This is a genomic window from Enterococcus wangshanyuanii, from assembly GCF_002197645.1.
Lineage (GTDB): Bacteria > Bacillota > Bacilli > Lactobacillales > Enterococcaceae > Enterococcus_L > Enterococcus_L wangshanyuanii.
In genome coordinates, this window is the sequence record NZ_CP021874.1 from 3,468,138 (window position 1) to 3,495,018 (window position 26,881).

A 26,881-nucleotide genomic window follows, 5' to 3' on the forward strand; every position below is an offset into this window, starting at 1 on the left:
ATTGTGAGAAAATAGATTTCATGAATTATTCTTGCAAAAAATGAGGAAGTGTCTTATGAACCTATGGAAAAAAGTAATACTAACTGCTTTAGGATTAGTACTTGTTTCAGTTGCCGGTATTTGTGCTTATGGAATTAAAATGTATTCCGATGCTAGCGGTACAGTTGAAGGTGTGTATGAGTCGATCGATCGAACCTCAAAACGCAGAGAAACTGCCGTGAATATTGATGCACAGGAACCTTTCTCCGTTTTATTGATGGGAATCGATACGGGAGATCTAGGGCGGACAGAACAAGGTCGTTCTGATACAACAATGGTAGTTACTATTAATCCGAAAGAAAAAAAATCAACAATGATCAGCTTAGACAGAGATATTTTAACTGAGATTGTTGGCTATGGTACAGAAGATAAACTGAACCATGCTTATGCATTTGGCGGTGCGAAGATGGCGATTGATACAGTAGAAAATTTACTGGATATTCCAATCGATAACTATGTATCGATCAATATGAAAGGCTTAAAAGATCTGATCGATGCTGTAGGTGGTATCGAAGTGGATAATCCATTTGAGTTTACATTAGATGGTATTACGGTTCCGAAAGGTCATATTAAGCTTGATAGCGAAACTGGTTTAGCTTATGCTCGAATGCGTGAAGAGGATCCTGAAGGGGATATCGGACGTCAGCGACGTCAGCGTGAGGTAGTTGAAAAAATCGTGAACAAGATAATCAGTTTAGATGGTTTGACGAAATATAAACAAATTTTGAATGCCGTACAAGATAACGTAAAAACAGATTTAACATGGGATAATATGGTAGATATTCAGAAGAAATATATGCCTGCCTTTAGCAATATTGATTCTCTTCAATTAGAAGGGGAAGGACAAGAAATTGGTGGTATTTACTATCAGATTCTAGATCCGGAAAAACTGTATAAAACACAAACAGATTTACGTGCACAGTTAGGTCAACCAGAAAATAAAGAGATGCAGGCCAAAGATACTGCAAACTACAATAATTATATAGGTGGTGCAGGGGATTATGGGTCAGGTACAGCTGATGCAGCTGCTACTTATGGTTATGGTCAAGATGTTGCAGCCAATGATATGACTGGCGGCGGAACTTATACTGATCCAAATGCTGAAGGAACTGAGCAATATACTGGAAATTACTAATTAGAAAAACTTCTAGCCTAATAAAGGTTGGAAGTTTTTTTTATTTTTGTATATTTTTACTAGAAATCCTTTTTAGAGGGTGTTATAATTGGACTATACCAAATAAACAAAGACGAGGGAGCAATTTCGATGGAAATTATTAAAGTAGCAAACGCCGAAGAAGGCGGAAAAAAAGCATTTGAGTTAATTAAAGCAGGTATGGACAATGGAGCGAAAGTTTTAGGTCTTGCGACAGGCAGCACACCGGAAACATTATATAAAGAAATGACTTCAAGTGACTTAGATTTTTCAGATATGGTTTCTGTAAATTTAGATGAATATGTTGGTTTGGGTGGAGACGATGATCAAAGTTACCGCTACTTTATGAATGATCAGCTATTTAACAAAAAGCCATTTAAAGAAACGTATGTACCGAACGGTAAAGCAGCAGATTTAGAAGCAGAATGTGCTCATTACGAAAGTATCATTGACAGCCATCCGATCGATATCCAAATTTTAGGAATTGGTCAAAACGGACATATTGGTTTCAATGAACCAGGAACACCATTAGATAGTTTAACTCATGTAGTTGAATTGACAGAATCAACAATCAATGCGAACAAACGTAATTTTGAAAAAGTTGAAGATGTACCTACACGCGCTGTATCAATGGGAATTGGTTCAATCATGAAAGGCAAAAAAATGATTTTGATCGCTTATGGCGAAGCAAAAGCTGATGCAATCAAAGGAATGATCAACGGACCTATTTCAGTAGATTTACCAGCGAGTGCGTTACAAAACCATGCAGATGTTGTAGTGATCGTAGACGAAGCAGCAGCGAGCAAATTATAATCAATAGAAAATAAGGTTGAGACAAAATTCGATTAGATTCGAGTCATTAGAGTGCGAGACAAAACTAATATTTAGTTTTGTCTCGTATTTTTTGTTTTTAAGTATGAGAAAACTGACCTAGATTTAGTGCTATAATGGAAGGGAGAACAATAGGAGGAATGAGCAAAATGGATGTACATTTAACAATTCAAGAGATTATCGTGCGCTTGAGCTTGGCGATGTTGATCGGTGGTGTGATTGGTTTTGAACGACAGTATAAAAATCGGCCAGCAGGAATGCGCACACATATTTTAGTTTGTATGGGAGCGACGATCATTGCCTTGATTCAAGTCGAGATTGCAGCCAGTGCGCTAGAAGATGCGATGAATCATCCAGAATTAAGTGGTGTGATTCGTTCGGATCAAGCTCGATTGATTGCTCAAGTTGTTAGCGGCATTGGCTTTTTAGGTGCAGGAACGATTATTGTAACGAAACAATCGGTAACAGGCTTAACAACAGCTGCTTCACTTTGGGCTGTTGCAGGACTAGGTATTTCGATCGGCATGGGCTATTATGCGATTGCGATCACCAGCTTTATTGGAATTTTCATTGCTCTGACCTTAGTTAGAAGAGTGATCCATGTTCCTACAACAAAAAAATTAGAGATTCGATATCTTCATAAACAAGAAACGAAGGAGTTTATCAATCGTTATTTTGAGGAGCATAAAATTGAAATCGAAGATGTGAACTTCAGTGTATTATTGGTTGGTGATGACCAAATCTATACCAATATTTATACGATCGATCTACCTAAAGGAATGACGTATGCTGAGGTGATCGAAGATTTATCGATTTATAAAAATATAACGAAATTACGTTTGGTTAGTATTTAACTTATTTTAGCTATAAATATGAATACCCCCCAAAAACTAGAGATGCGATCCAGTTTTTGGGGGTAAAAATTATTTTTAGGTGATTTATAGACATCAAAAAGAAAGAAGAAACCAGCTCAAAAGAACAGTGAGACATCCACTGATAACATTCACCCAATCGTTGTTTAGCCAGGAAATTCCACTGATTTTAGTTGTTGGTTGCTGCTGATGTTCACTACGCTCGGTCACTTGACCGCAAATAGAGCATCTGTATTTTACTTGAAACGCCGCGCCTAAAAAACTGTCGATCAATGAATGAACAAAGCCGCAAATGATGGGAACAAATACAAAATTCGCGGTAAAAGCAATATCAGAATCATAAAGCAACCAGAACGTAATAGAAATTAGAAGACTCCCAAGAATAGATGCAAAAGTACCTAGGAACGAAATACCTCCAGATAAGCCGGAAGGAATCGGTTTAAATGTGAGAATGGAAAAAGGAGGGGACTTACTTAAAATGCCAATCTCAGACGCCCAGGTATCTGCTGCTGCACCTGATATGGCGCTAACATAACCAATCAAAAATAAACGATTATTCGTGTAATAAAAAAGAATCAATGAAACAACAGCAGGAAGGCCGTTTGCCAGTATTTGCCAACCATCTCTTTGCGCGTTTTTTTCACTTATAATATCTTTGTCAGCAAGTGAAGCTGCCTTTTTTATAAAATTGATACATCCAGAGCTGCCAAAAAGTAGGATCAAAAGGATCCAAGTTGGCCAACTGCCAAAACCACAAACCAAGGTTCCGATCAAAATCAGGGAAAAAACACCGGATTGTGTGAGTAATTGATAGACATAGGAAAAAAAAGCAATGAGACTGCTGCCGAAAAAGCCAAGTAGTAATTTATAAGTCAAAATAGTCATATACTTCCTCCTAAAACAAAACAAGTATATCATGAAATCAGAAGGATGATTAAATGAATAGACAAAAATATTTTATTAGGAAACGATAGCTATAAAAAAATTATTTTTTATGCTTAAAAAGAATGATAAAATAGAAATAGCTAAATTATTGGAGGTTGTGTATGGGTTCTCTTTTTAAGCAGTCAAAGTTACTATTTTGGACAACAGAAGTTGTTTTGACGATTATTGGTGTTTACTTTTTATTAAGGATGCCGAATGTTTTTAGTCCGGTATTAGGAATGATTTCCGCTGTTTTTATGCCGTTGTTGATTGCTGGCTTTTTGTATTATATGTTTGATCCAATCGTTGTATTTCTTGAGAAACATAAAGTTCCTAGACTTGTTGGTTTTTTGCTTTCTTTTTTCGTTTTAGTTGTCTTGATTGCTCTTGTGATCATGAACGTTGTTCCTCAATTGGTCAAGCAATTTGTGGACCTAACGCAGTCGCTTCCAGGATATGCGGAGGAAATGAATCGTTGGTTGACAGAGCTTGGCGATTTAGAAGAAATCAAAGGGTTCAATATTCAGGATCAATTAGATAAAGCGAATATTACAATTACAAATATTCTGAATTTCGCGATCGTAGGAGTGACGAGTAGTTTATCGAAAATCGTTGGAATGTTGATGAAATTCTTTATTTTACTTTTTACAGTACCCTTTATTTTATTTTTTATGTTTAAGGATGGCCATAAGTTTTTAGATGCATTATCCCATTTCTTTCCTACAAGCATCAGAACAGAGCTTCGTCAAACAGTAAGAGAAATGAATCAAACATTGTCAGCTTATATCAGCAGTACGGTTTTAGATGCTTTGATCATTGGAGGTTTAAGTTTTATAGCAATGACGATTTTTAAACAACCGTACAGTTTACTACTTGCTGTCTTTTGCGGAGTTACCAATATTATTCCTTATGTAGGTCCATTCATAGGTGCTGTTCCAGCGGTGCTTGTTGGCTTTTTCATTTCACCTTGGCAAGCGTTATATATGATGTTGTCGATTCTTGTCATTCAGCAGTTAGATGGTAATCTGATCAAACCTTTACTGATGGGTAAATCAATGAACATCCATCCACTGACGATCATTCTTGTATTGATTGCAGCTGGAAGTGTGGGCGGGATCATTGGAATGCTGATTTGTATTCCGGTGTATGCTGTGATTAAAACTTTAGTAGTCAACATCGTTAAAATTTATAACATTCGAAAAGAAGAGAGGACTCAGCTCTCGGATGAATGATAAAAGAAAAAGGATCAGCGACAACATAAAATGTTATCGCTGATCCTTTTTTTGTTTTATTTAATTATTCCATACCAATCAAATAATCGTCATCTTTCATTGCTTCAACGGTTCCTAATAGATAGCCATTACCAACTTGTGAGAAGAAGTCATGGTTACTTGTTCCAGTAGAAATACCATTCATGACAATTGGATTTACATCGTTTGCTGTATCAGCAAATAATGGATCCATACCAAGATTCATCAACGCTTTATTAGCATTATAGCGCAAGAAAGTTTTGACTTCCTCTGTCCAGCCTAATTCATCATAAAGCTCTTCTGTATAGCGTTCTTCATTTTCGTATAGTTCATAAAGAAGATTATACATCCAATCCTTTAATTCGTTTTGTTCTTCTTCTGACAGTTCATTAAAGCCTAGTTGGAATTTATAACCGATATAGGTGCCATGCACAGATTCATCACGAATGATCAATTTAATGATTTCAGCAACGTTGGCTAGTTTATTATTGCCTAGATAATAAAGAGGAGTATAAAAACCAGAATAGAATAAGAAGGTTTCTAAGAACACACTAGCAACTTTCTTTTCTAACGGTGTGCCATTTTTGTAGATTTCATTGATTTTTTCAGCTTTTGTTTGTAAGTAGACGTTGGTGTTCGTCCATTCGAAAATATCATCGATTTCTTTTTTAGTATTCAATGTACTAAAGATCGAAGAATAGCTTTTCGCATGAACAGATTCCATAAATTGGATGTTATTCAGCACAGCTTCTTCATGAGGCGTACGAATATCTTTTCTTAATTGATCCATACCACTTTCAGATTGAACCGTATCAAGCAAGGTTAAACCGCCGAAAACATATCCTACAGTTGTCTTTTCCAAGTCAGAGAGAGTTCTCCAATCATCCAAGTCGTTTGACAAGGGGATACGTGTATCAAGCCAAAATTGTTCTGTTAGTTTTTCCCAAGTTGATTTATCGATCACGTCTTCGATTGCATTCCAGTTGATCGCTTCATAATATGTTGCCATTTATTTTCCTCCTAATTACCGAATGACTGTTTAACCCATGAACATAGAGAGCGGGACAAAACTAAAAATTAGTTTTGATTCGCTCTCTAAACTCGAATAAACGGCGAGAAAAAAGCGGCTCTTTTGGAAATAAGCCGAAACTCACAAAAATTTGAAAAGTAATTTCGTGAATTCCTTCTTATTTCTCAGAGCTAAACACTTTTATCTCAGCCTCTAAACCAATTTAAGTTAGATTACACAACTTTCACATTGATTGCTGCCGATTTCTTCTGCATCATCAGTAAATGTTCGTACGTAATAGATTGATTTTACTCCTTTATGGAAAGCATAGTGACGTAAAATATTCAAATCACGTGTTGTTTGTTTTGGTGTATCTTTCCATTCATAAAGTCCCTCAGGAATTTCAGAACGCATAAACAGAGTTAAGCTCATTCCTTGATCGACGTGTTGCTGTGCTGTTGCATAAACGTCGATGACTTTACGCATATCCATATCGTACGCAGAAGTATAATATGGAATCGTATCATTTGCTAGATAAGGAGCAGGATAATAAATTTTTCCAATTTTCTTTTCTTGGCGTTCTTCGATCATTCGCGTGATCGGATGGATGCTGGCACTTGTATCATTGATATAAGAGATCGAACCATTCGGTGCAACAGCTAAACGATTTTGGTGATACAAACCATCTTGTTTGACCGCATCACGTAATGCTGCCCAGTCAGAAGCAGTCGGAACAAAAATATCTTTGAAAATTTCTTTGACTTTATCTGATTGTGGAGTGAAGTCTCCCTCAATATATTTATCAAAGTATGACCCATTCGCATAATCTGATTTTTCAAAATTATGGAAGGATTGTTTGTATTCTTTGGCGATATTGTTACTTTCAACTAATGTCCAGTAGTTCAGCAGTGTGAAATAAACATTAGTAAAGTCCAAAGAGTCTTTAGAGCCATACTCCATATGATTTTTCGCAAAGAAAGTATGCAGACCCATCGCTCCTAGTCCAATTGTATGACTTAAACGATTACCGTTTTGAATAGAAGGAACGACATCGATATCAGAAGCATCTGTTACAAAAGTTAAGGCACGAGTCATTGCACGAACGGATTTACCAAAATCTGGACTATCCATCAAATTAACGATATTTGTAGAACCTAAGTTACAGCTGATATCCGTGCCGAGCTGTTCATATTCTTGTTTGCCATTTAAAATAGAAGGCGTTTGAACTTGCAGGATTTCTGAACATAAGTTACTCATGATGATTTTGCCATAAGCAGGGTTGCTTCTATTGGCTGTATCGATATTGATGATATAAGGATATCCTGATTCTTGTTGCAGTTTAGAAATTTCATTTTCTAAATCACGCGCTTTGATTTTACGTTTACGAATGTTAGGGTTTGCTACCAAGTTATCGTATTCTTTTGTAATATCTACGTAAGAGAAGGGAACACCATATTCTTTTTCGACACTATAAGGACTGAATAAATACATATCTTCATTTTTACGTGCTAGTTCATAAAATTTATCTGGAACAACAACACCTAAAGATAAGGTTTTTACACGGACTTTTTCATCTGCGTTTTCTTTCTTTGTAGAAAGGAACATTTCGATATCTGGATGGAACACGTTTAAGTAAACCACGCCAGCACCTTGACGTTGACCTAATTGATTGGAATAGCTGAAGCTATCTTCGAACAATTTCATTACGGGAACCACGCCACTAGCTGCGCCTTCATAGCCTTTGATCGGAGCGCCTGCTTCACGAAGATTGGCTAATGTAATACCAACACCACCGCCAATTCTTGACAATTGTAAAGCTGAGTTGATCGAACGACCGATGCTGTTCATATCATCTGTAACTTGGATCAAGAAACAAGAAACTAATTCCCCACGTCGTTTACGCCCGGCATTTAAGAAAGAAGGTGTCGCTGGTTGATAACGTTGATGAATCATTTCATCTGCTAAAACCATGGCTAACTCTTCATTGCCATCGGCAAAATATAATGCGTTGAAAGCAACGCGGTCTTCATAGCTTTCTAGATACTCGGTTCCAGCATTATTTTTAAGTGCATATTGTGAATAGAACTTGTAAGCTGCCATAAACGATTTGAATTCAAACTTTTGTTCATCAAGAAATGCATATAATTTTTCAATAAAAGCCATTGAATATTTTTGAATAAAGGCAGTTTCTAAATAGTCATTATCGATCAAGTAGTTGATCTTTTCTTCTACTGTATTGAAGGTTCTTGTATTTGGTTCAACATTTTCCTTAAAAAATGCGGCCAAAGCTTCTTTATCTTTGTGCAAAGGAATTTGTCCATTTACAGGACGATTGATCTCATTGTTTAGTTTAAAATAACTAACTTCTTTAATTTCTTTTAGACTCAAGTTCATTCACTACTTTCTTAAAGGATTCTACATCTTCATTCGTGCCGCTAAATTCGAAAGCAAATAATAATGGAACGCCATAATCACGTGCAATATCTTTGGCTGTATAAACAAATAATTCGGCAAAGTTACGATTGCCGCTGCCGGCAACACCTATCAAATGTTCTTTGTTCTCATGATGGTCGAGAAAATCATTGATAACTTCAGTGATATCAGCATCATAGGTTGGAACCACCAGAATAAAAGGCTCATTTATCTCAAAAAAAGGATTCGCAGGCTCAATTTCATAAGCTGGCAAATCCAATTTTTTAATAAATCGTCTGGTTTGTCCGGTAACGGTAAAATAAACGAGTTTCATTCTAGCTAGCCAAGTTTTTTAGTTGATCTGGACGGAATCCTACAACTGTAGCAGCGTCAGAAGTGATAACCGGAACACTTTGGAATCCTTGTTCTTTTAACCAGTCGATCGCATCTGGTTGGATATCGATATTTACTTCTTCGAATGCTATATTATTTTCGCTCAAAAAGCGTTTTGCCATTTTACATTGGATACAATTATTTTTAGAAAAGATTTTTACGTTCATTTTTAATTCCCCCTCAATTAGTTTACATTCACTAGTATAAATCTCTCTGGGAAAAAGTCAACACTTAGGCACTACATATTGTGGTTGTTTTTTTGCTGAATACCATGTTTTGTGTTTTTGAAAAGAATATGAAAGCTCGTATTCTCTAGTTTTGTACGACTATTATGCCGATTTTTGTGTTCAAAAAAGAAATTTATTAAATTTTTCGATGGGATTTTTAATGAGAGAAACACAAGATATAGGGGGTGATCAAAATGAAGCACACTAGAAATATTTTGGAGAATAGGAGGGTCAATTATTTTCTTCCTATAGGTAGAAAGAACATTGATTTAAACCTCACAAACAGGTATACTTAATGAGAACGATTATCAATATCATTGAAGAGATAAATGAAACTTTTTCACAATAATATATATCGTGAGTGATATTGATGAATGTATGTTATCCAGCTACACAAATCGATCCTTCGGAAAATAGATAAATTGCCAGTGAGACAAAAAACGTCTCAATATCAATTTCCTAATTTTCTACAGGATCAAACGATTTGTTCCGCTTTTAAATTAAGGGAGGCTACACAATGTTGACATTGGCACAGGCAAAATTGAACAGGGTTTATATGATCGACGAGATCCAGGCAGAAGGATTTGCAAAGAAGCACTTGAACAATCTTGGCCTTGTGCCAGGCGGCAAAGTAGTGTTGCTGAACTTTTCCGCTGAGAATGGAATCGTCCTTTTACACAATAGCCGAATCGCGATCAATGTATCTGTATTAAAACAAATTACAATAGTAGAAAAAAATACAGAGGAAGAAAATTGGGTGTCATTAGATCAGTTGTCTGTTGGTGAAAGGGCACGCGTTGTAGGGATTCACGGGCAGGGAGCTGTAAAGCGACGTTTGATGGATATGGGATTGACTAAAGGTGTGGATCTATTCGTTAGAAAAATGGCTCCATTAGGAGATCCAATCGAAATCAACCTTCGTGGCTATGAGTTGACGTTGAGGAAAAATGAAGCGGAATTAGTTTTAGTACAGAAAGTGGGGTAAGGAGATGAAAGAACAGCATATTGCTCTGACAGGAAATCCTAATAGCGGGAAAACAACTGCTTTTAATGCATTGACTGGGGCAAATCAATATGTAGGGAATTGGCCGGGAGTTACAGTTGAACGCAAAGAAGGAAAGATGAAAAAAGACAAAGCGATCACGATTCAGGATCTGCCTGGTATCTATTCCCTTTCCCCTTATACGCCAGAAGAAGTTGTTGCTAGAGACTATTTGCTTAGCGGTTCTCCTGATGTGATCGTTAATATTGTCGATGCAACCAATTTAGAACGAAACCTTTATCTGACGACCCAATTGATGGAAACAGGGATTCCAGTTGTTATCGGATTGAATATGATGGATATTTTGGACAAGACTAGTAAAAAGATCAATATCGAAAAATTAGCTTATGGGCTAGGGATCGATGTCGTTGGGATCAGTGCTTTGAAAAATCGCGGACTCGATGAACTAATGAAAAAAGCAGGGAAAGTTCAAGAAGTTTTTCCACCTGAACTTAATTACCCAACATACGATAATCGACTAGAAGCGGCCTTGAATGAAATCGTAGACGTCCTAGGAGATAGTGTGATGAAAAAACAGGCCCGCTGGTACAGTGTTAAATTATTTGAACGTGACACCCAAGCAGCTGCACAACTAAACTTGAGTGACTTACAGAAAAAAGAAATCGAAGATATCATCAAAATCACAGAACAAATTTTCAGCGATGATAGCGAATCGATCGTGATCAATGAACGCTATGAATTTATTACGCGCTTAACTACTCTTTGTGCGATTGAAAAAAATGAAGTATCTTTCAATACAAGTGATAAAATCGATCGAATCGTAACGAATCGCTGGTTAGCTTTACCGATTTTTGCAGTTATTATGTGGTTTGTTTATTATTTAGCGATTCAAACAGTGGGGACGATGGGAACAGACTGGATCAATGATGAGTTGTTTGGAAATATCGTACCAACGAATGTAGCAAGTTGGTTAGAGAGCTTACAGGTAGCGCCTTGGATGCAAAGCTTGATTTTAGATGGGATCATCGCAGGAGTAGGAGCTGTTTTAGGTTTTCTACCGCAATTGATCGTATTGTTTTTATGTTTGGGCTTTTTAGAAGACTGCGGATATATGGCACGTATCGCATTTGTGATGGATCGTTTGTTTAGAAAATTCGGCTTATCAGGGAAATCATTTATTCCTATGCTGATCGCTACAGGTTGTGGCGTTCCAGGAGTTATGGCCAGCCGAACGATCGAAAATGAAAAAGACCGTAAGATGACGATCATGGTAACGACCTTTATGCCTTGCTCAGCAAAATTACCGATCATCGCTTTGATTGCTGGAGCATTTTTTCCAAAGAGCAGCTGGGTATCGCCTTCTGCCTACTTCATTGGAATCGCGGCAATTGTATTGTCTGGTATCGCTTTGAAAAAAACACGTTCATTTTCTGGTGATCCGGCACCATTTATCATGGAACTTCCTGCGTATCACATGCCTCAACTAAGAGGTGTTTTGAGACATGCATACGATCGTAGTAAATCATTTGTCAAAAAAGCTGGTACGATCATTTTTGTGATGAGCATTATTATTTGGTTTACATCAACTTATACATTTACGTTGCAGCAAGCAGCAGAAGACCAAAGTATTTTAGCTAACCTAGGAAAAGTGATTGCGCCGTTATTTGCGCCACTTGGTTGGGGTACTTGGCAAGGAGCCGTTGCAACGATTACTGGATTAGTAGCGAAGGAAAATGTGATTGGCACATTTGGGATCCTATTTGGTCATTTGAGTGAAGTATCAGAAAATGGTGTCGAAGTTTGGTCAGCGCTACAAGCAGCCTTTACCCCAGTTGCAGCCTATTCATTCTTAGTTTTCAACTTATTATGTGCGCCTTGTTTTGCTGCGATTGGTGCGATCCGTCGGGAAATGGGCGATTGGAAGTGGACATGGGGCGCAATTGGCTATCAGTGTGGACTGGCTTATGTTGTCAGCTTTATTATCTATCAAGTTGGACATGTCATTTTTGAAAATGGTTCGATAGGTGCAGGATTCTTTAGTGCCATTTTATTAGTATTCATCATGAGCTATTATCTATTTAGAAAGCCGAAAGTCAAAGAAGAACCGGTCATTACAATGGCAACATTAGAAAGAGGGTAGGAACATGGCAACATTTATTTTAGCAGTAGCGATTTTTGGTGGTGCGGGGTATATTATCTATTCTCGTATAAAAACTGGAAAGAGTTGCGATGATTGTCATACGACTTGTCCAGTGAAAAAAGAACAGGAAAATTAATCAGACGACACAATGAAAGAAATGGAACGGTCATTTCTTTTGTTGTGTCGTATTTTTTCACTTGAACAAACAACAAGCAAGTGCTACAATATTTAAGTACTAAACATTTGGGTCGTTAGCTCAGTTGGTAGAGCAGCTGACTCTTAATCAGCGGGTCATGGGTTCGAGCCCCTTACGACCCATCGGGTGCCAAACCCACGAGAATGGTATTACATCGGCGTTTTAGGACGTTTCGAAGATGTAATACGCGTTCTCTTTTTTTGTTTACTCGAGCATTTCTACTCGCATTCTTTTTTTCAAAAATCGTATAAAGTGAGTATTCTCTGATTTGGTGATACACTAAAACTGAAGAAAAATATAGGAGGAGAAAGTGATGAAAAAAACAGTCATTTATTCATTGATCGTACTAGCAGGTATCTCTTTAGCTGCATGTGGAGGGAAAACAAAATCATCCGAAAGTTCAACACCGCCAAAGCAAACTGAGAAAAGTAGCCAAGCGTCAACTACAACAAAAGAAAGTTCGACTAAATCAAGTACCTCAACTTCTAGTTCAATAAAAGCGTCATCATCTTCTGAAACAAAAACAAGCGAAACACAAACTGCTACTCAGCCGCAAAGCAATACACCAGAAAAACAGGCAAAAGCAGTACTTGATGAATTGAATAGCTTATTTCCAAATAATGCTTTACCACAAAGTTTATTAACTAGCAGAACAGCTGAATATTTAACAGCAGCAACGACTAGTACAACGGACCAAGTTAATTTCAGAGTATTATATTATGCAGAAGATCATCCGATCGCAGTAAATGATCTTGAAGTGAATAACTTGCAGCCGATTGCTTCTTTTGAAAAGAAAAGTTATGGTTCGGCTGAAGAAGCAGCAGGAGCAGTAGCGCAAATTATTGATACTGACGGAAATAAGATAGATTTAGGCTATGGTATTACAGGGTATGAACAAGGTGCAGCCGGTTCAACCTATTTATCTTGGCAGGAGGGAAACTGGAGTTTGGTTGTACGTGCCTCTAATATTGGGGGAGAAGTAGCAGAGCCTTTAGCAAAAGAAGTAGTTGCCTATTTAGAAAAAGCAATGCTGCCGGCCCCTCAAAATTTAGGTCAAATTTCTTTAACAGCCAGTACAAGTGACAGTTACCAAATCAATACAGTTGTTTGGCAAGAAGGAACGACCGTATATACGATCAAGCATTTTGATGCACTTCAAGCAGTTAAGATGGCGGTTTCAACAAACGGTTAAAAACGTTCAAGACCATTTATTTACCTCTATAAGTAGAAAGCGAACAATGGTGTTTCAAAAGGAAAATAAAACAGAATCATTATTGACGAAACATTCACTCATCTTGTACAATAAGTACAGGATAGAAGCGAAAATAATTAAATAAAAAAAGGCACTTCACAATTTGGTGGCAGCCAAACTATGAAGCCCTGAAAAGTCAGCAGACACTGACCAATCAAGTTGCCCTCGTCGATGCAAAAAGCACTGACATGATTTATTGTACTCAATTTTTAGGAAAATATCTACCCCTAAAATGTATGAGAGCACAGACATGCCAGCCTTTATTTATTGAACGAAACAGCAGTGTTGGAGAAGATTCTGACACTGCTTTTATTTTTGCTTCTATTCTTTTCATATTTTGTTATCTTTATTCAGTGGAAGGCTTCTAATCATCTTTAAAAAAGTAGAAGTTAGTGCATAAAGGTAAACAAATAAAGCTCATCACTATAGGTAGTTGATTTATCTATTGGGGAAGAAAATCAATGACTGAAAACAGTGTCCGCTTATACGTCACAAAGAACTTTTGAAACCTATAGTGATGGCTTTAAATAGAAGTATAAAAAACATCATATACTTTATATTTATTATAATGGAAGAATTACTATCAAAGCAATCAAAACGACGTTAAATACAGGAGAACCTGAGTCTTTTTACTGTGTGATTCTACTTTTATCTGGTTGCGAATGAGCCAAACGACTAGCTGCTGCTGCCGCGATCGCTCCAACGATATCATCCAAGAAAGTATGGACTTCTGGCCCCTCATGAGAATTTAGTTTTGCTAAGATTCCAGGCTTCACTTTATCGATATAACCATAGTTGGTAAAACCGATCGAGCCATAAACATTTACAATAGAAAGAGCTAAAATTTCATCAATGCCATATAAGCCTTCATCATCTTCAATAATTTCTTGAAGTGGATGAAGCAATTTTTTTTGTTCAGCTAAAATATCTAACTGAATACCTGTAATGATGGTATTATGAACTTCACGTTTCGAAAGGACACTATCGATATGTTCAATACAAGTGTTTAGATCAAGATTTTCAATATAGGGCTTTTGTAGATATAATACTAACTCAGCTAGATCTTCCATTTCAACACCGCGTTCTTTTAATAGCTGACGTGCTTTTTTCTCTAAAGTTTCACCTTTTATCACCAAAATAATGACCTCCGATTCATCTTTTTTAAAATTAGAATACATCAATGGTATACTATCTAAAGAGTAAAATGCAAGGAGAAGATCGATGAATCCCTTAATCGAATGTTGTGAGCAGAATTTAGCGAGTGGTGGAGAATTATTACTAAGCGATCCATTTATCGAAGAAAATAGTGATATCGTCACCTATTCCTGTATGAATGAATGTGTCCTTTGTGCACAAACGTTATTCGTTTTATTTGAAGGAGAACGAATTATTGGAGAAACTCCTGAATTATTAGTTGAAAATATAAAGAAAGCTCTAGTGGCTTGGCAAGAAGAAATGGGCTGATAAAAAAGGAACCGAACAGGATTTATCTGTTCGGTTCCTTTTTCTATATTAAAGCATTGTTGCTTCTTTGCCTTCAAATAAACTAGTACTGTGCATTGGCTGAGTTCTAGCATCAGGTTTGATAAAGTGCAAAGCATTATTGACGGCAGTCGGAGCTTCACCGAAGCCTGTAGCAATCAGTTTTACTTTTCCATCGTAGTTACAAATATCACCTACAGCGTAAACGCCAGGAATATTTGTCGACATATCTGAATTGACTTCGATCGCATTACGACTGACATCCAAGCCCCAGTCTTTTAAATGACCTAATGAAGAAGTGAAGCCATAATTGATGATCAAAGAATCTAAATCAAGCTTCTCAAAGTTATCAGCTTTCGTTTCTTTTAGCTGAATGCCTTTAAAAGAGCTGTCTTCCATCAAAAGCTGATCGATCACATAAGGTGTGTAAATAGAAACGTCTGAATTTTTTAGATTATCTACACTATGCTCATGACCGCGGAATTCTGGTCGTCGATGAATAATCGATACGCGTTCCGCAATGGGCTCCAACATCAATGCCCAGTCGATCGCAGAATCACCGCCACCAGCTATGGCAACTTTCTTTCCAGAAAATTTATTCATATCAGTCACATAATAATGAACATGATTTCCTTCAAGCTCTGCTGCACCATCAAGAGTTAAACGTCTTGGTTGGAACGACCCGTTTCCAATCGCAAAAATAACTGCTTTAGAATAATGGATCCCTTTAGACGTTTCAATGCGCAGATGACCATCTTCCTGCACTAAATTTCGTACTTCTTCTTCCAAACAAATATCATGAGAAAAAGGGGTGATTTGTTTTTCTAAATTTTCGATCAGTTCACTGGCTTTCACAGCTGGAAAACCAGGAACATCATAAATATATTTTTCAGGATAAAGCGTTGATAATTGTCCGCCTACTTGGGGTAAACTATCAATGATTTTCGTTTTTGCTTTACGAATTCCTGCATAAAAAGCGGCGAAAAGACCAACAGGCCCTGCGCCAACAATCGTTAGATCATAAATATCTTTTGCGTCAGACATTAAAAATTCCTCCTGTTTCGATTTATAAAAAGTTCCTATCTATTTTAAAGATAAAACGAAAATGCAAAGTATATCGTTTTTCACAAAATATCACTTGTAACAGAAAAAAGCAAGTGGAAGTTTGTGAAAGAAAGGAACTCTTAAAAGATTGGGATGAGAGAATAGAATGTTCAAGTGTCATTGATTATGATAAAATGAGGAAGTAAAAACTACACTAGGAGGAAATAAAATGTCAGAATTTCCACAATTAGATTTAGCAAATGTTAAAGGACCAAAAGCGGTGATCAAAACAAATAGAGGGGATATCACAGTTCAACTATTCCCAGAACAAGCGCCTAAGACCGTTGAAAATTTTGTTCAATTAGCGAAGAAAGGCTACTATGATGGAGTGATCTTCCATCGTGTCATTCCTGATTTTATGATCCAAGGTGGAGATCCTACTGGAACAGGTATGGGTGGCGAAAGTATTTATGGCGAAAAATTTGAAGATGAATTTTCTAAAGATGTCTTTAATTTAAGAGGCGCTTTGTCAATGGCGAATGCCGGACCAAACACCAATGGCAGTCAATTCTTCATTGTCAATAATCAAAATGTGCCAGCAAATATGATGGGACAATTAGAAGGTGCCGGCTTTCCAACAGAAGTGATCGAAGCCTATAAAGCAGGCGGAACACCATGGTTAGATTTCCGTCATACCGTTTTCGGTCATGTTGTAGAGGGAATGGATGTTGTTGATGAAATCGGCGGCGTTCAAAGAGACTCTCAAGATCGCCCAACATTTGATGTTGTGATTGATAAAGTAGAAATTAGCGAATAGAATACAAAAAATAGAACAGAAGTGCTTGATCATAAGGAAGGATCAGGCGCTTCTGTTCTTGTATTAGATGTTAAGCGATAAGCGTATAACTCGTTGAGCTACGTCTTGATCAGTTGTGTTTTTATTCAAATGCATGTTTTATTCTGCGTAAACCTTCTAGTAGCGTTTCTTTTGGACAAGCAACATTTAAACGCATGTGCTGTGAACCATGAGGACCAAAAGTGATCCCTGCATTTAAAACTACTTTGCCCTTGTGGACCAATTGGTCTTGAAGTTCTGCATCAGATAGACTAAACGCTGAAAAATCAAGCCAAATCAGGTACGTTCCCTCTGGTCGCATCATTTTTACTTGAGGCAGTTCTTGCTTTAAAAAGTCAGCTACTGTATCGATATTTTCTTTTAGGTATGCGAGTAACTCTTTAAGCCAGTCATCTCCATATTCATAAGCTGCTTCTGTTCCAACATAACCGAAAATGTTGATTTCATCTTGGGCATTCTGTTGCTGGATCGTAACGAATTTCTTTCGTAAGTCAGAATTTTCGATAAAGACCATTGAATTTTTGATGCCAGCTAAATTAAATGTTTTTGTGGCTGCTGTTAAAGTAATAGAAAAATCTTTAAAGCTAGGATGAACATTGGCAAATGTTGTAAACTGATGAGGAGCAAAAATCAAATCTTGATGAATTTCATCACTTACAACAAGGACATCGTACTTCGCACATAATTTTCCAACAGCTTCTAATTCAGCAGCAGTCCAAACTCGTCCTCCTGGATTATGAGGATTACATAAAATGAATAGACGGACGTTTTCATTCAGAATTTGTTTTTCCATATCATCTAAGTTCATGACAAAGTGCCCGTCACTCACTTCTAAAGCACTACGAACAAGCTTTCGATTATTTTGTTCAACGACTTTAGCGAATGGTGGATAAACAGGATCATGAATTAAAACTGCCTCACCAGGTTGAGTAAAAGCCTGAACAGCTAATGCTAAGCTTGGAACGACCCCGCTGTTAAAAAGAATCGCTTCTTTAGTGATCGAGTAATCATGGCGGCGCTGCTGCCAACTTTGAATTGCTTGATACAATGAATCTGGTGCTGGAGAATATCCTAGAATTCCTTGTTCTACTGTTTTCTTTAAGGCATCTAAAACAGGTTTGTTCGCTTTGAAATCCATATCAGCCACCCAAAGAGGAAGTAAGCCATCTTCTCCATAAGTATTCTTAATGGAATCCCATTTTGCACAATTTGTATTTCTACGATCATATACTTTATCAAACTCTACCATTCACTTCATCCTTTCACTTATCAATTATTTAGTCTATTACTTGAGTGATAACTCTAGTATAATAGACTTTTAAGAAAATATGAACAAAAAGAACGAATATTATATAGTAGAAAGAAATCTATGCACATTTTGACGGAACATGCTATTATTTTAAATGAGGGAAATATTTTAGTGTGAAAATTGAAAAGAGGCTAATAATTATGGACTATAAAATAGGCATGGTCGTTGATGGAACGATTACAGGATTACAGCCATACGGCGCGTTTGTTTCACTAAGCGAGACAGTTCAAGGACTGATTCATGTGTCAGAAGTGCAAGCAGGATATACAAAAAATATACACAATCTACTAGAAGTTGGGCAAAAAGTGAAGGTTCAAATCATTGACATCGATGAATATACAAAAAAAATCAGTCTATCTTTGAGAACGCTGGAGAGTCAAACACAGCAGCCAAACTACCGACGAAAAAAATACTTCACGAATAAAAACAAGAAAATTGGTTTTCAAACACTGGAAAAAGAGCTTCCTATTTGGCGAAATGAAGCGATGGAGAAACTGTTATCGAAATAATTCTGTTTTTTTTCAGAAAATATGGTACAATTTTCCTAGTTTATGAAAACAAAAATTAATTGAGGTGGATATTTTGTCTAACAAAAAAGTCGCTGGTACTATTATATTGCATTTAAATGATGGTTCTAAAAAATTTCTCGTTCATCCAGTTGATGGATCGATGCAGTTTGTTACAACAAAAGTTTCAGAAGAGATGACCGCTTTGGCTAGTATGTTGCAGATTCTCAAAGAAGAAGTTCTTTTAGATGTTACTTCAATTAATTTAGTCGAATTGACAAATGCCCATACTGAGGTTGAAAATATGCCTCTATTTGTATTTGAAATGAATGAAGATTCAGAAATACCAACAATCGGTAGTACGTATGTTTGGGAAAAACCGTCCGAATTAAAAAATTTACTCTCTTCTTTTGAAATTGAAGGAGTACCGATGTTTTAAAAATTAGATACATAAGGAATAAAGGAAGTAGCATGGATACTTCCTTTATTCAAAATTATGTAGACGGAGTGAACCAAATTCTGGTTTACCCGTCTTTTTTATTAAGTTATCTATTTATATAGTAGAAAGACATAAGGGGAAGAATAAAATGGAGCTCAGAAAAGCAACGTTTGAAGAAGGACAAACTGCGTTAGAAATACTAAAAGAAACTGCAGAATGGCTAAAGTCAATCGGTAGTGATCAATGGTCTGATGTGCTAAATGGAGAAGATAAGCATGGAATAATTGCTGCTGTCAAAAGAAATGAAGTGTTTTTCTTCTATAATAATGAAAAACAGCTAGTAGGAATGGTTGCTGCATGGCAGACACCGACTGAATGGGATCGACTACTTTGGGAAAAAGTTGAACCAGATAAAAATGCATGCTATCTCCATCGTGTAATAATACGTCCAAAATATCGAAAAGCTGGTTACGGGAAAGAATTGCTGAATGCTATAAAAAATAAATTTGAAAAGCAGATCGATGAACTACGTTTAGATTGTTTAGCAAGTAATCAACGTTTAGCAACATTTTATATGGATAATGGATTTAAACATGTTGATTATTCAAAAGATAGCACCGGGACAGAATTCGAACTATTTTCGTATAAGATGAAATAATGATCGGAAATAAAAGTGATTTAATTTGAAAATAAGAGATAATTCGAAATATGTTATTAAAAGGCGAAAAAGTAGTTAGGGCAGATAATCAAGATAAAAAAATATTCACTTTTTTTGAAAATAAAGGTTGACCAATTAAGAAAAACTTGTTATATTATTACATGTCGCAAGGCGAGCAACAAAAACGCCGAAACGACCAAAATAGAATAACAATTCAAGTTTTAAAAAAACTTGAAAAATCAGGAAGAAAGTTGTTGACAAATAACAAACAACCTGATAAACTAATGAAGTTGTCGCTGAAACAAACGACAACGCCAAGCAGAAAAAACTTTGAAACTTTTTTAAAAAAGTGTTGACATCGAATCGAAGATTTGGTATGATATAAAAGTTGCTGCGAGGTAACAACGTAGACCTTTGAAAACTGAACAAAGTAAGACAAACCAAATGTGTAGGTTGTTTTCACAACGGTGAAAACAAACAACAATTTTTAACAAGCGAAGCAATATGCTAGCAAACAAATGAGCTTAACGATCGCAAGATTGTGTTCAACTTTTATTATGAGAGTTTGATCCTGGCTCAGGACGAACGCTGGCGGCGTGCCTAATACATGCAAGTCGAACGCTTCTTTTCTACCGAGTGCTTGCACTCATTTGAAAAGAGGAGTGGCGGACGGGTGAGTAACACGTGGGTAACCTGCCCATCAGAAGGGGATAACACTTGGAAACAGGTGCTAATACCGTATAACAGTCGACACCGCATGGTGTTGATTTGAAAGACGCTTTCGGGTGTCACTGGTGGATGGACCCGCGGTGCATTAGCTAGTTGGTGAGGTAACGGCTCACCAAGGCGATGATGCATAGCCGACCTGAGAGGGTGATCGGCCACACTGGGACTGAGACACGGCCCAGACTCCTACGGGAGGCAGCAGTAGGGAATCTTCGGCAATGGACGAAAGTCTGACCGAGCAACGCCGCGTGAGTGAAGAAGGTTTTCGGATCGTAAAACTCTGTTGTTAGAGAAGAACAAGTAGGAGAGTAACTGCTCTTACCTTGACGGTATCTAACCAGAAAGCCACGGCTAACTACGTGCCAGCAGCCGCGGTAATACGTAGGTGGCAAGCGTTGTCCGGATTTATTGGGCGTAAAGCGAGCGCAGGCGGTTTCTTAAGTCTGATGTGAAAGCCCCCGGCTCAACCGGGGAGGGTCATTGGAAACTGGGAGACTTGAGTGCAGAAGAGGAGAGTGGAATTCCATGTGTAGCGGTGAAATGCGTAGATATATGGAGGAACACCAGTGGCGAAGGCGACTCTCTGGTCTGTAACTGACGCTGAGGCTCGAAAGCGTGGGGAGCAAACAGGATTAGATACCCTGGTAGTCCACGCCGTAAACGATGAGTGCTAAGTGTTGGAGGGTTTCCGCCCTTCAGTGCTGCAGCAAACGCATTAAGCACTCCGCCTGGGGAGTACGACCGCAAGGTTGAAACTCAAAGGAATTGACGGGGGCCCGCACAAGCGGTGGAGCATGTGGTTTAATTCGAAGCAACGCGAAGAACCTTACCAGGTCTTGACATCCTTTGACCACTCTAGAGATAGAGCTTTCCCTTCGGGGACAAAGTGACAGGTGGTGCATGGTTGTCGTCAGCTCGTGTCGTGAGATGTTGGGTTAAGTCCCGCAACGAGCGCAACCCTTATTGTTAGTTGCCATCATTCAGTTGGGCACTCTAGCGAGACTGCCGGTGACAAACCGGAGGAAGGTGGGGATGACGTCAAATCATCATGCCCCTTATGACCTGGGCTACACACGTGCTACAATGGGAAGTACAACGAGTCGCTAGGCCGCGAGGTCATGCAAATCTCTTAAAGCTTCTCTCAGTTCGGATTGTAGGCTGCAACTCGCCTACATGAAGCCGGAATCGCTAGTAATCGCGGATCAGCACGCCGCGGTGAATACGTTCCCGGGCCTTGTACACACCGCCCGTCACACCACGAAAGTTTGTAACACCCGAAGTCGGTGAGGTAACCTTTTGGAGCCAGCCGCCTAAGGTGGGATAGATGATTGGGGTGAAGTCGTAACAAGGTAGCCGTATCGGAAGGTGCGGCTGGATCACCTCCTTTCTAAGGAATAGTACGGAACTACACGGTTCGTCAACACTTTGTTCAGTTTTGAGAGGTCTACTCTCAAACGATTGTTCATTGAAAACTGGATATTGAAGTAAAAAAAGTAATCAAAACAAACCGAGAACACCGCGTTGAAGAGTTAATTAATTAATTGTTCGAAGCTTATTTTATTGACCAACCTTCTATCGCTAGAAGAAGTAGTCAAGACCCAACCGCAAGGTTGATAAGGTTAAGTGAATAAGGGCGCACGGTGGATGCCTTGGCATTAGGAGCCGATGAAGGACGGGACTAACACCGATATGCTTTGGGGAGCTGTAAGTGAGCTATGATCCAGAGATTTCCGAATGGGGGAACCCAGCATCTTTTATAGGATGTTACTTTCCAGTGAATACATAGCTGGTTAGAGGTAGACGCAGAGAACTGAAACATCTAAGTACCTGCAGGAAGAGAAAGAAAATTCGATTCCCTGAGTAGCGGCGAGCGAAACGGGAAAAGCCCAAACCAACAAGCTTGCTTGTTGGGGTTGTAGGACTCCGATATGGTAGTCTGTCAGGATAGTCGAAGGACTTGGAAAGGTCCGCCAAAGTGGGTAATAGCCCCGTAGACGAAATTGTGACAGCACCTAGGAGGATCCTGAGTACGACGGAACACGAGAAATTCCGTCGGAATCCGCGGGGACCATCCCGTAAGGCTAAATACTCCCTAATGACCGATAGTGAACCAGTACCGTGAGGGAAAGGTGAAAAGCACCCCGGAAGGGGAGTGAAATAGATCCTGAAACCGTGTGCCTACAACAAGTTCGAGCCCGTTAATGGGTGAGAGCGTGCCTTTTGTAGAATGAACCGGCGAGTTACGATTGCATGCGAGGTTAAGGTGAAGAGCCGGAGCCGCAGCGAAAGCGAGTCTGAATAGGGCGAATGAGTATGTAGTCGTAGACCCGAAACCATGTGATCTACCCATGGCCAGGTTGAAGGTGTGGTAAAACGCACTGGAGGACCGAACCCACGTACGTTGAAAAGTGCGGGGATGAGCTGTGGGTAGCGGAGAAATTCCAAACGAACTTGGAGATAGCTGGTTCTCTCCGAAATAGCTTTAGGGCTAGCGTCGAAGTTGAGAATGATGGAGGTAGAGCACTGTTTGGACTAGGGGCCCATCTCGGGTTACCGAATTCAGATAAACTCCGAATGCCATTCATTCATATTCGGCAGTCAGACTGCGAGTGATAAGATCCGTAGTCGAAAGGGAAACAGCCCAGACCACCAGCTAAGGTCCCAAAATAACTATTAAGTGGAAAAGGATGTGGGGTTGCACAGACAACTAGGATGTTGGCTCAGAAGCAGCCACCATTTAAAGAGTGCGTAATAGCTCACTAGTCGAGTGACCCTGCGCCGAAAATGTACCGGGGCTAAATAGTTTACCGAAGCTGTGGATCACACCTCTGGTGTGATGGTAGGAGAGCGTTCTAAGGGCGTTGAAGGTCGATCGTGAGGACGGCTGGAGCGCTTAGAAGTGAGAATGCCGGTATGAGTAGCGAAAGACGGGTGAGAATCCCGTCCACCGTATGACTAAGGTTTCCTGGGGAAGGCTCGTCCGCCCAGGGTTAGTCGGGACCTAAGCCGAGGCCGATAGGCGTAGGCGATGGACAACAGGTTGATATTCCTGTACCAGTTGTTTTTGTTTGAACAATGGAGGGACGCAGGAGGCTAAGGAATGCATGCGACTGGAAGTGCATGTCCAAGCAGTAAGTCTTGAGTAGAGTCAAATGCTTTACTCTGTACGGACAAGCTGTGATGGGGAGGGAAATAATAGTACCGAAGTTCCTGATGTCACACTGTCAAGAAAAGCTTCTAGTGAGAAAACAACTGCCCGTACCGTAAACCGACACAGGTAGTCGAGGAGAGTATCCTAAGGTGAGCGAGCGAACTCTCGTTAAGGAACTCGGCAAAATGACCCCGTAACTTCGGGAGAAGGGGTGCTGACTTCGGTCAGCCGCAGTGAATAGGCCCAAGCGACTGTTTATCAAAAACACAGGTCTCTGCAAAATCGAAAGATGAAGTATAGGGGCTGACGCCTGCCCGGTGCTGGAAGGTTAAGAGGATGGGTTAGCTTCGGCGAAGCTCAGAATTGAAGCCCCAGTAAACGGCGGCCGTAACTATAACGGTCCTAAGGTAGCGAAATTCCTTGTCGGGTAAGTTCCGACCCGCACGAAAGGCGTAACGATTTGGGCACTGTCTCAACGAGAGACTCGGTGAAATTTTAGTACCTGTGAAGATGCAGGTTACCCGCGACAGGACGGAAAGACCCCATGGAGCTTTACTGTAGCTTGATATTGAGTGTTTGTACCACATGTACAGGATAGGTAGGAGCCGATGAACCCGGAACGCTAGTTTCGGTGGAGGCGCTGGTGGGATACTACCCTTGTGTTATGAACCCTCTAACCCGCAGCCCTAATCGGGCTGGGAGACAGTGTCAGGTGGGCAGTTTGACTGGGGCGGTCGCCTCCTAAAAGGTAACGGAGGCGCCCAAAGGTTCCCTCAGAATGGTTGGAAATCATTCGCAGAGTGTAAAGGCAGAAGGGAGCTTGACTGCGAGACTTACAAGTCGAGCAGGGACGAAAGTCGGGCTTAGTGATCCGGTGGTTCCGCATGGAAGGGCCATCGCTCAACGGATAAAAGCTACCCTGGGGATAACAGGCTTATCTCCCCCAAGAGTCCACATCGACGGGGAGGTTTGGCACCTCGATGTCGGCTCGTCGCATCCTGGGGCTGTAGTCGGTCCCAAGGGTTGGGCTGTTCGCCCATTAAAGCGGCACGCGAGCTGGGTTCAGAACGTCGTGAGACAGTTCGGTCCCTATCCGTCGCGGGCGTTGGAAATTTGAGAGGAGCTGTCCTTAGTACGAGAGGACCGGGATGGACTTACCGCTGGTGTACCAGTTGTTCTGCCAAGGGCATTGCTGGGTAGCTATGTAGGGAAGGGATAAACGCTGAAAGCATCTAAGTGTGAAGCCCACCTCAAGATGAGATTTCCCATTTCTTTAAGAAAGTAAGACCCCTCAGAGAAGATGAGGTAGATAGGTTGGAAGTGGAAGTGCAGTGATGTACGGAGCGGACCAATACTAATCGGTCGAGGACTTAACCAAAAAGAAATAAAATAAAAGATCTTGGTAAGCATTGATTACAAGCTTCAATCCAGTTTTGAGTGAATCATCACTCAATTAAATACAACAACACCCAGTGTGGTGGCGATAGCGAGAAGGATACACCTGTTCCCATGCCGAACACAGAAGTTAAGCTTCTTAGCGCCGATTGTAGTGAAGGGTTTCCCTTTGTGAGAGTAGGACGTCGCCGCGCTCGTTGTTATTCCGGCATAGCTCAGTTGGTAGTAGCGCATGACTGTTAATCATGATGTCGTAGGTTCGAGTCCTACTGCCGGAGTAAAAGAACGAAAAACTTTTTAAGTTTTCGTTCTTTTTTTGTTTAAAATAAAATAAATGTATCTTTTGAAAGAATAAAGAAAACATGAAATAATGATATAGTATGCAAATGAATTGATTTTATCTAACAGTTTTGTCATATTAGCGATCTATTTTGTGAAAATTTCGCTTTGTTACTACGTTTTTTGATATAATTATTTGTAATCCGAACGAACTAGGTCTTAAGATTGAGTGGAGATTCTTCAAGCTGTGGTATAATAGCTTGGAGAAGTTAGGAGGAGCAACGTGAAAGTATTATTATATTTTGAAGGTGAGAAAATATTAGCCAAGTCAGGGATTGGCCGGGCACTTGACCATCAAAAGCGCGCACTTTCTGCTGTGGGAATCGAGTATACATTAGATGCTGAATGCACGGATTACGATATATTGCACATAAATACATATGGAATCAATAGTCATAACATGGTAAATAAAGCACGAAAAATGGGAAAGAAAGTAATATATCATGCTCATTCAACTGAAGAAGACTTTAGAAATTCCTTCATCGGTTCCAATCAATTATCACCTTTAGTTAAAAAGTATTTAATAAGTTTGTATTCTAAAGCGGATTATTTAATTACGCCAACGCCTTATTCTAAGGATTTATTAGAAGGTTATGGAATAAAAGTACCAATTGCATCAATTTCTAATGGCATCGATTTGAATCGTTTTGAACGTTCGAAAGAAAAAGAAGAAAAATTTAAGGAGTATTTTAATATCTCGAGCAATCAAAAAGTAATTATTTGTGTAGGGTTATATTTTGAAAGGAAAGGCATTATTGACTTTGTTGAGTTAGCTAGACAGTTTCCAGACTACCGTTTTATCTGGTTTGGTCATACGCCAATGTATTCAATTCCAAGAACGATTCGTACGCTTGTTAGAGAAGATCATCCTAAGAATGTCGAATTTCCTGGCTATATAAAAGGGGACATCATTGAAGGTGCCTACTCAGCAGCAGATTTATTTTTCTTTCCTTCTTATGAAGAGACAGAAGGAATTGTAATATTGGAGGCTTTAGCAAGTAAGCAGCAAGTTTTAGTAAGAAATATTCCAGTATATAAAGGCTGGCTTAAGGATAAAGAAAATTGTTATATGGGCTCGACAAATGAAGATTTTGCTTTTTTGATCGAGTCCTTGATCGAAAAAAAACTGCCAAATACCTGTGAGTTAGGTTATGAAGTGGCTAAGCAAAAAAGTATTGAACGAATTGGTCATGATCTAAAAGAAGTTTATGAAAAAGTATTAAATCGTGATCACACAAATGAAAGTGAACAAATCTATCAAAAAAATTGAAAGTA

General features: G+C 39.0%; 22 protein-coding genes, 2 tRNA genes and 3 rRNA genes. 19 read left to right on the forward strand and 8 right to left on the reverse strand.

What is annotated here, in order from left to right; translation table 11 throughout:
* Nucleotides 1–55: 55 nt before the first annotated feature.
* The 3 genes from CC204_RS17275 to CC204_RS17285 all read left to right on the forward strand — a co-directional run bounded on the left by CC204_RS17275 (nucleotide 56) and on the right by CC204_RS17285 (nucleotide 2,877).
* Nucleotides 56–1,174, forward strand: coding sequence for an LCP family glycopolymer transferase (locus CC204_RS17275; protein ID WP_227011191.1), 1,119 nt, complete (start codon nucleotides 56–58; stop codon nucleotides 1,172–1,174).
* Between the two features lie 129 nt (nucleotides 1,175–1,303).
* Nucleotides 1,304–2,005 carry a glucosamine-6-phosphate deaminase gene (gene nagB / locus CC204_RS17280; RefSeq protein ID WP_088271312.1) on the forward strand — a complete coding sequence of 234 codons (702 nt, stop codon included), beginning with the start codon at nucleotides 1,304–1,306 and terminating at the stop codon, nucleotides 2,003–2,005.
* A gap of 167 nt (nucleotides 2,006–2,172) precedes the next feature.
* Complete coding sequence (locus CC204_RS17285) at nucleotides 2,173–2,877, forward strand: MgtC/SapB family protein (RefSeq protein WP_088271313.1); 705 nt, start codon at nucleotides 2,173–2,175, stop codon at nucleotides 2,875–2,877.
* Nucleotides 2,878–2,970: 93 nt separating this feature from the next.
* Here the strand turns inward: CC204_RS17285 and CC204_RS17290 are convergent, their stop codons facing one another.
* A complete protein-coding gene (locus tag CC204_RS17290) occupies nucleotides 2,971–3,780 on the reverse strand; it encodes a DUF92 domain-containing protein (RefSeq protein WP_088271314.1) in 810 nt (269 codons plus the stop codon).
* 161 nt (nucleotides 3,781–3,941) lie between these two features.
* On the opposite strand from CC204_RS17290, the gene CC204_RS17295 reads away from it, so the two are divergent.
* The gene (locus tag CC204_RS17295; protein WP_088271315.1) at nucleotides 3,942–5,051 is read left to right on the forward strand and encodes an AI-2E family transporter; all 1,110 of its coding nucleotides are present in this window, start codon (nucleotides 3,942–3,944) and stop codon (nucleotides 5,049–5,051) included.
* A 64-nt stretch (nucleotides 5,052–5,115) separates the two neighbouring features.
* On the opposite strand, the gene nrdF is transcribed toward CC204_RS17295, so the two are convergent.
* From nrdF to nrdH, 4 genes are all read right to left on the reverse strand, one after another.
* Nucleotides 5,116–6,078, reverse strand: coding sequence for a class 1b ribonucleoside-diphosphate reductase subunit beta (gene nrdF, locus CC204_RS17300; protein WP_088271316.1), 963 nt, complete (start codon nucleotides 6,076–6,078; stop codon nucleotides 5,116–5,118).
* A gap of 228 nt (nucleotides 6,079–6,306) precedes the next feature.
* Nucleotides 6,307–8,472, reverse strand: a complete 2,166-nt coding sequence (nrdE, locus tag CC204_RS17305) for a class 1b ribonucleoside-diphosphate reductase subunit alpha (protein ID WP_373285346.1) — start codon at nucleotides 8,470–8,472, stop codon at nucleotides 6,307–6,309.
* Nucleotides 8,447–8,824 (reverse strand): class Ib ribonucleoside-diphosphate reductase assembly flavoprotein NrdI, encoded by a 378-nt coding sequence (nrdI, locus tag CC204_RS17310; protein WP_088271317.1) that lies wholly within the window; start codon nucleotides 8,822–8,824, stop codon nucleotides 8,447–8,449. The genes nrdE and nrdI overlap by 26 nt, the downstream gene beginning before the upstream one ends.
* Before the next feature lies 1 nt (nucleotide 8,825).
* Nucleotides 8,826–9,050, reverse strand: a complete 225-nt coding sequence (gene nrdH, locus CC204_RS17315) for a glutaredoxin-like protein NrdH (protein ID WP_069664941.1) — start codon at nucleotides 9,048–9,050, stop codon at nucleotides 8,826–8,828.
* Nucleotides 9,051–9,627: 577 nt separating this feature from the next.
* Here nrdH and CC204_RS17320 point away from each other — a divergent pair.
* From CC204_RS17320 to CC204_RS17340, 5 genes are all read left to right on the forward strand, one after another.
* Nucleotides 9,628–10,095 carry a FeoA family protein gene (locus CC204_RS17320; RefSeq protein WP_088271318.1) on the forward strand — a complete coding sequence of 156 codons (468 nt, stop codon included), beginning with the start codon at nucleotides 9,628–9,630 and terminating at the stop codon, nucleotides 10,093–10,095.
* Between the two features lie 4 nt (nucleotides 10,096–10,099).
* A complete protein-coding gene (gene feoB, locus CC204_RS17325; RefSeq protein ID WP_088271319.1) occupies nucleotides 10,100–12,253 on the forward strand; it encodes a ferrous iron transport protein B in 2,154 nt (717 codons plus the stop codon).
* 4 nt (nucleotides 12,254–12,257) lie between these two features.
* Nucleotides 12,258–12,389 carry a FeoB-associated Cys-rich membrane protein gene (locus CC204_RS17330; protein ID WP_088271320.1) on the forward strand — a complete coding sequence of 44 codons (132 nt, stop codon included), beginning with the start codon at nucleotides 12,258–12,260 and terminating at the stop codon, nucleotides 12,387–12,389.
* A gap of 109 nt (nucleotides 12,390–12,498) precedes the next feature.
* Nucleotides 12,499–12,571 (forward strand) — tRNA-Lys (locus CC204_RS17335).
* A 191-nt stretch (nucleotides 12,572–12,762) separates the two neighbouring features.
* The gene (locus tag CC204_RS17340; RefSeq protein ID WP_088271321.1) at nucleotides 12,763–13,641 is read left to right on the forward strand and encodes a hypothetical protein; all 879 of its coding nucleotides are present in this window, start codon (nucleotides 12,763–12,765) and stop codon (nucleotides 13,639–13,641) included.
* Nucleotides 13,642–14,330: 689 nt separating this feature from the next.
* Here the strand turns inward: CC204_RS17340 and CC204_RS17345 are convergent.
* Complete coding sequence (locus CC204_RS17345; protein ID WP_088271322.1) at nucleotides 14,331–14,837, reverse strand: phosphatidylglycerophosphatase A family protein; 507 nt, start codon at nucleotides 14,835–14,837, stop codon at nucleotides 14,331–14,333.
* Between the two features lie 85 nt (nucleotides 14,838–14,922).
* Here CC204_RS17345 and CC204_RS17350 point away from each other — a divergent pair, with 85 nt between their 5' ends.
* Complete coding sequence (locus CC204_RS17350; protein ID WP_088271323.1) at nucleotides 14,923–15,165, forward strand: DUF1450 domain-containing protein; 243 nt, start codon at nucleotides 14,923–14,925, stop codon at nucleotides 15,163–15,165.
* 48 nt (nucleotides 15,166–15,213) lie between these two features.
* On the opposite strand, the gene CC204_RS17355 is transcribed toward CC204_RS17350, so the two are convergent.
* Nucleotides 15,214–16,227, reverse strand: a complete 1,014-nt coding sequence (locus CC204_RS17355; RefSeq protein WP_088271324.1) for an NAD(P)/FAD-dependent oxidoreductase — start codon at nucleotides 16,225–16,227, stop codon at nucleotides 15,214–15,216.
* 229 nt (nucleotides 16,228–16,456) lie between these two features.
* Here CC204_RS17355 and CC204_RS17360 point away from each other — a divergent pair, with 229 nt between their 5' ends.
* Nucleotides 16,457–17,044 carry a peptidylprolyl isomerase gene (locus tag CC204_RS17360; protein ID WP_088271325.1) on the forward strand — a complete coding sequence of 196 codons (588 nt, stop codon included), beginning with the start codon at nucleotides 16,457–16,459 and terminating at the stop codon, nucleotides 17,042–17,044.
* Nucleotides 17,045–17,165: 121 nt separating this feature from the next.
* Here the strand turns inward: CC204_RS17360 and CC204_RS17365 are convergent, their stop codons facing one another.
* Nucleotides 17,166–18,332: a MalY/PatB family protein gene (locus CC204_RS17365; protein WP_088271326.1), complete on the reverse strand. Its 1,167-nt coding sequence runs from the start codon at nucleotides 18,330–18,332 to the stop codon at nucleotides 17,166–17,168.
* A 200-nt stretch (nucleotides 18,333–18,532) separates the two neighbouring features.
* On the opposite strand from CC204_RS17365, the gene CC204_RS17370 reads away from it, so the two are divergent.
* From CC204_RS17370 to CC204_RS17410, 8 genes are all read left to right on the forward strand, one after another.
* Nucleotides 18,533–18,901 carry a CvfD/Ygs/GSP13 family RNA-binding post-transcriptional regulator gene (locus CC204_RS17370; protein ID WP_088271327.1) on the forward strand — a complete coding sequence of 123 codons (369 nt, stop codon included), beginning with the start codon at nucleotides 18,533–18,535 and terminating at the stop codon, nucleotides 18,899–18,901.
* A gap of 64 nt (nucleotides 18,902–18,965) precedes the next feature.
* Nucleotides 18,966–19,337, forward strand: coding sequence for a hypothetical protein (locus CC204_RS17375; RefSeq protein WP_188634524.1), 372 nt, complete (start codon nucleotides 18,966–18,968; stop codon nucleotides 19,335–19,337).
* Between the two features lie 148 nt (nucleotides 19,338–19,485).
* On the forward strand, nucleotides 19,486–19,995 hold the full coding sequence (locus CC204_RS17380) for a GNAT family N-acetyltransferase (protein WP_088271329.1): 510 nt from the start codon (nucleotides 19,486–19,488) through the stop codon (nucleotides 19,993–19,995).
* A gap of 553 nt (nucleotides 19,996–20,548) precedes the next feature.
* Nucleotides 20,549–22,108 (forward strand): 16S ribosomal RNA (locus tag CC204_RS17390).
* Between the two features lie 230 nt (nucleotides 22,109–22,338).
* Nucleotides 22,339–25,250 (forward strand): 23S ribosomal RNA (locus CC204_RS17395).
* A 95-nt stretch (nucleotides 25,251–25,345) separates the two neighbouring features.
* Nucleotides 25,346–25,461, forward strand: a 5S ribosomal RNA gene (gene rrf, locus CC204_RS17400).
* Together the 16S, 23S and 5S rRNA genes with 1 tRNA gene alongside form the textbook arrangement of a ribosomal RNA operon.
* A gap of 10 nt (nucleotides 25,462–25,471) precedes the next feature.
* Nucleotides 25,472–25,545, forward strand: a tRNA-Asn gene (locus tag CC204_RS17405).
* Between the two features lie 284 nt (nucleotides 25,546–25,829).
* Entirely contained in the window at nucleotides 25,830–26,876 is a 1,047-nt protein-coding gene (locus CC204_RS17410) for an LTA glycolipid anchor biosynthesis glycosyltransferase, IagA/BgsA family (protein WP_088271330.1), read from the forward strand.
* Nucleotides 26,877–26,881 lie beyond the last annotated feature (5 nt).

Coding starts and splice junctions, on each gene's coding strand:
- CC204_RS17355 (WP_088271324.1), bottom strand. CDS start 16,227: ATGTCTGACGCAAAAGATATTTATGATCTAACGATTGTTGGCGCAGGG.
- CC204_RS17370 (WP_088271327.1), top strand. CDS start 18,533: ATGGACTATAAAATAGGCATGGTCGTTGATGGAACGATTACAGGATTA.
- CC204_RS17295 (WP_088271315.1), top strand. CDS start 3,942: ATGGGTTCTCTTTTTAAGCAGTCAAAGTTACTATTTTGGACAACAGAA.
- nrdF (WP_088271316.1), bottom strand. CDS start 6,078: ATGGCAACATATTATGAAGCGATCAACTGGAATGCAATCGAAGACGTG.
- CC204_RS17275 (WP_227011191.1), top strand. CDS start 56: ATGAACCTATGGAAAAAAGTAATACTAACTGCTTTAGGATTAGTACTT.
- CC204_RS17380 (WP_088271329.1), top strand. CDS start 19,486: ATGGAGCTCAGAAAAGCAACGTTTGAAGAAGGACAAACTGCGTTAGAA.
- CC204_RS17320 (WP_088271318.1), top strand. CDS start 9,628: ATGTTGACATTGGCACAGGCAAAATTGAACAGGGTTTATATGATCGAC.
- feoB (WP_088271319.1), top strand. CDS start 10,100: ATGAAAGAACAGCATATTGCTCTGACAGGAAATCCTAATAGCGGGAAA.
- CC204_RS17360 (WP_088271325.1), top strand. CDS start 16,457: ATGTCAGAATTTCCACAATTAGATTTAGCAAATGTTAAAGGACCAAAA.
- CC204_RS17290 (WP_088271314.1), bottom strand. CDS start 3,780: ATGACTATTTTGACTTATAAATTACTACTTGGCTTTTTCGGCAGCAGT.
- nrdI (WP_088271317.1), bottom strand. CDS start 8,824: ATGAAACTCGTTTATTTTACCGTTACCGGACAAACCAGACGATTTATT.
- nagB (WP_088271312.1), top strand. CDS start 1,304: ATGGAAATTATTAAAGTAGCAAACGCCGAAGAAGGCGGAAAAAAAGCA.
- CC204_RS17330 (WP_088271320.1), top strand. CDS start 12,258: ATGGCAACATTTATTTTAGCAGTAGCGATTTTTGGTGGTGCGGGGTAT.
- CC204_RS17285 (WP_088271313.1), top strand. CDS start 2,173: ATGGATGTACATTTAACAATTCAAGAGATTATCGTGCGCTTGAGCTTG.
- nrdH (WP_069664941.1), bottom strand. CDS start 9,050: ATGAACGTAAAAATCTTTTCTAAAAATAATTGTATCCAATGTAAAATG.
- CC204_RS17340 (WP_088271321.1), top strand. CDS start 12,763: ATGAAAAAAACAGTCATTTATTCATTGATCGTACTAGCAGGTATCTCT.
- nrdE (WP_373285346.1), bottom strand. CDS start 8,472: ATGAACTTGAGTCTAAAAGAAATTAAAGAAGTTAGTTATTTTAAACTA.
- CC204_RS17350 (WP_088271323.1), top strand. CDS start 14,923: ATGAATCCCTTAATCGAATGTTGTGAGCAGAATTTAGCGAGTGGTGGA.
- CC204_RS17365 (WP_088271326.1), bottom strand. CDS start 18,332: ATGGTAGAGTTTGATAAAGTATATGATCGTAGAAATACAAATTGTGCA.